This is a genomic window from Palleronia caenipelagi, from assembly GCF_007004065.1.
Taxonomy (GTDB): Bacteria; Pseudomonadota; Alphaproteobacteria; order Rhodobacterales; family Rhodobacteraceae; genus Palleronia; species Palleronia caenipelagi.
In genome coordinates, this window is sequence record NZ_VFSV01000109.1 from 1 (window position 1) to 2,985 (window position 2,985).

Genomic DNA, 2,985 nt, shown 5'->3' on the forward strand with positions numbered 1-2,985 from the left:
TGAGGGATCGCCAGAGCCGCTCGATCATCCGGTTGTCGATCCAGCGGCCCCGGCCATCCATCGAGATTTTGATCTTTGCGTCGCGCAGCACGTCGGTGAAGTCGGTGCTGGTGAATTGGGATCCTTGATCGGTGTTGAAAATCTCGGGGGTGCTGTATCGAGCCAGCGCTTCTTTCAAAGCCTCGACGCAGAACCCCGCGTCCGTCCGGCATAGTCCTCAGACCTATGGCGGCCTCATGCCGAACTGTTCGAGAGCCGCCAGCTCAGCACCTTCCGGCTGTGCCAATCCATGATGGCCAYGAGATAGAGAAACCCCCGGCGCATCGGGATGTAGCTGATGTCAGCACACCAGACCTGGTTAGGTCGGGGGATGGGTAAGTCCTTCAGAAGATATGGATATATCTTGTGCTCCGGGTGCTTCTTGTGATCAGCCCCACTTGAGTGGTCCAATTTGATTGTTAGTGCATGACGGGCCTCCGGTCCATCGTGACGACGGTTTCCGGGGCCGGTGGGCGGTAGCCCAATGCACTGTGTGGTCGTTTCGTGTTGTAGTGTTTCCTCCATTTTTCGATCAGGATCTTCGCCTCGCGCAGGCTGTAGAAGGTTTCGCCATTCAGGAACTCGTCGCGGAAACGGGCATTGAAGCTCTCCACATATCCGTTCTCCCAGGGCGATCCAGGTTCGATATAGGCGGTCTTGGCTCCAACAGCTTTGATCCAGTCCTGTACGGCCTGAGCAACGAACTCCGGGCCATTATCAGACCGAATGAACGAAGGCACACCGCGCAGGATGAACAGGTCGCTCAGCGCATCGATGACGTTGCCTGAGTTCAGGTTGCGATCCACGCGGATGGTCAGGCACTCCCGGCTGTACGCGTCGATGATATTCAATGTCCGGAACGCCTTTCCGTCGTCCGTCCGGCAATGCACAAAGTCGTACGACCAAACGTGATCGCGACGCTCAGGTCGCAGTCTGACGCACGGGCTGTCGTTCAGCCAAAGCCGTCCCTTCTTTGGTTGCTTCATTGGCACCTTCAGCCCCTCTCGCCGCCACAGTCTTTCGACGCGCTTGTCGTTCACATGCCAACCAGCATCTCTGAGCAGTGCTGCGATCCGACGATAGCCATACCGTCCATATTGCCGGGTCAGCCCGATCATATCCGCCACCAGGCGCTCTTCGTCTGGACGACCAATGGGTACCTTGCGCTGTGTCGATCGGTGTTGTCTGAGAACACGACAGGCACGGCGCTCCGAGACAGTCAGCTCCGCTCGAACACGATCAATGCAAGCACGGCGACGAGCGGGGCTCAGAAGTTTCCCTTTGCGGCCTCCGCCAAGATCAGCTTGTCCAGCGTTAAGTCGGAAACGGCTTTTCTCAGGCGTTCATTCTCTTTCTGAAGACGCTTCAGGTCCTTCAATTGGTCCGCGCCCATTCCACCGTACTTTTTCTTCCAGCGGCAGAACGTCTGTTCAGTCACGCCGATCTGGCGGATCGCATTCAGACGCGGCATCCCTTGCCCCGTCAGAACCTCAACCTGCCGTAACTTCGTAACAATCTCTTCCGGCTTTGGTCGCTTGTTGGCCATCTGTTTCCTCCGTTTTTCCTGAACATAGCGGAGGACCACTTCAGTGGGGGAAGACCACTTGCTGGTCTTCGGTTCCTGGTAGATAGGCACCAACCGCATGAGCTGCATCAGCCGCCGCACACGATGTCGGCCGCATTTATGTCCCTCGCGAGCCAAGTGCCGGACCATCTGGCGTGAGCCATACCATGGCGTCTCGAGGAACTGACGATCGATGATTTCCATGAACTTCAGGTTCTCGGGGCTTTCCCCACGCGGCTGGTAGTAGAGGGTTGAGCGTGCCAGTGACAGCAGGCTGCATTGCCGCCGGACGCTGAGATCGGGATGGTCTTTCTTCACCGCTTTTTGCCTCCAGTGCCGGGGATGAGACTGGAGGCTTCCRACAAAAAATCCCGTTCCACGACCAGCTGCCCGATTTTGGCGTGCAGCTTTCCAACCTCTGCCGCCGATATCGTCGGCTCCGCGGTCGCCTGGCCGGTGAAGGCCTGTGCCATGTTCTCAATCGCGGGCCGTTTCCAGCCGCTGATCATGGTAGGGTGGATCTCATACTTCTTGGCCAGCTCGGCCGTCGTCAGCTCCTCGCGGATGGCTTCCAAAGCCACCTTCGCCTTGAACTCTGCCGAATAGCGTTTCCGTTTCGTCATTTCTGTGCGTTCTTCCTCAGACACTACAGCTTAGCACCTGGTCCGAAATCCCGCGACCACCTCTTTTGAACTTCGTCCGTGTCTCCGGACAGCGGGGTACTTTACCCCTGTCCACGAGAGGAGCACGACATGGGACGACATCGACGGAAATACACGGACGAATTCAAAGCTGCAGCGGTTGAACGGCTTTATGAACCGGGCGCGACGCAGGGCAGCGTGGCGAAAGAGCTGGGGATCACCGGCACGCAGCTGAAGACTTGGCGGCTGGAGATCGAGGCGTTCGGCTCGATGGAAGCGAAACGCCGCCAAAAGGCTGATGCGGCTGAGCTGGAGCGGCTTCGCAAAGAGAATAAGCGTCTCGCGGAGGAAAACGAGATCCTGCAGAAAGCGTCCGCTTTTTTCGCGTCTCGGGCGGTGAAACCACGATGAACAAGCGCGCCTTCATCACTGCCCACAAAGCTCAATACGGGGTTTCGACACTCTGCCGGCTGGTCCGCCTGTCATGCAGCTGGTTCTATGGGCATCACGCCAGCCAGGCGGCCCGTGATGACCGTCGGGAGCGGCGATCCGCACGGGACAAGGCGTTGCTGGAACGGATCAGTCATTTTTTCAAAGCCAGCAAACACCGCTACGGGTCCAAGCGTATCCACCGGGATCTGCGCGCTGACGGGGAGCGCGTCTCGGAGCGGCGCGTGGCCAGAATAATGCGCGAAAACAGGATCTCAGCCCGCCTGAGAAAGCCGCGCAAGCCGGTGACCA

General features: G+C 58.3%; 4 protein-coding genes and 2 pseudogenes. 2 read left to right on the forward strand and 4 right to left on the reverse strand.

Annotated elements, in window-relative coordinates; genetic code table 11:
- From FEV53_RS19895 to FEV53_RS19910, 4 genes and pseudogenes are all read right to left on the reverse strand, one after another.
- A pseudogene (locus FEV53_RS19895) lies at window positions 1-417 on the reverse strand (transposase); the annotation flags it as partial.
- 41 nt (window positions 418-458) lie between these two features.
- Window positions 459-1,585 (reverse strand): IS3 family transposase gene (locus FEV53_RS19900; RefSeq protein WP_142836381.1). Its coding sequence is split into 2 segments (ribosomal slippage): window positions 459-1,321 and window positions 1,321-1,585, totalling 1,128 coding nucleotides; the frame shifts between segments, so codons are not numbered across the junction.
- A gap of 84 nt (window positions 1,586-1,669) precedes the next feature.
- A pseudogene (locus FEV53_RS21990) lies at window positions 1,670-1,807 on the reverse strand (IS3 family transposase); the annotation flags it as partial.
- A gap of 110 nt (window positions 1,808-1,917) precedes the next feature.
- Window positions 1,918-2,226, reverse strand: coding sequence for a transposase (locus FEV53_RS19910; RefSeq protein ID WP_142836379.1), 309 nt, complete (start codon window positions 2,224-2,226; stop codon window positions 1,918-1,920).
- A 129-nt stretch (window positions 2,227-2,355) separates the two neighbouring features.
- Here FEV53_RS19910 and FEV53_RS19915 point away from each other — a divergent pair, with 129 nt between their 5' ends.
- Together FEV53_RS19915 and FEV53_RS19920 are read left to right on the forward strand one after the other, a co-directional pair.
- Window positions 2,356-2,655, forward strand: a complete 300-nt coding sequence (locus FEV53_RS19915; protein ID WP_142835876.1) for a transposase — start codon at window positions 2,356-2,358, stop codon at window positions 2,653-2,655.
- The coding region (locus FEV53_RS19920; RefSeq protein ID WP_142836380.1) for an IS3 family transposase at window positions 2,652-2,985 on the forward strand (334 nt) is incomplete at its 3' end. The genes FEV53_RS19915 and FEV53_RS19920, both read left to right, overlap by 4 nt.

Coding starts and splice junctions, on each gene's coding strand:
- FEV53_RS19915 (WP_142835876.1), top strand. CDS start 2,356: ATGGGACGACATCGACGGAAATACACGGACGAATTCAAAGCTGCAGCG.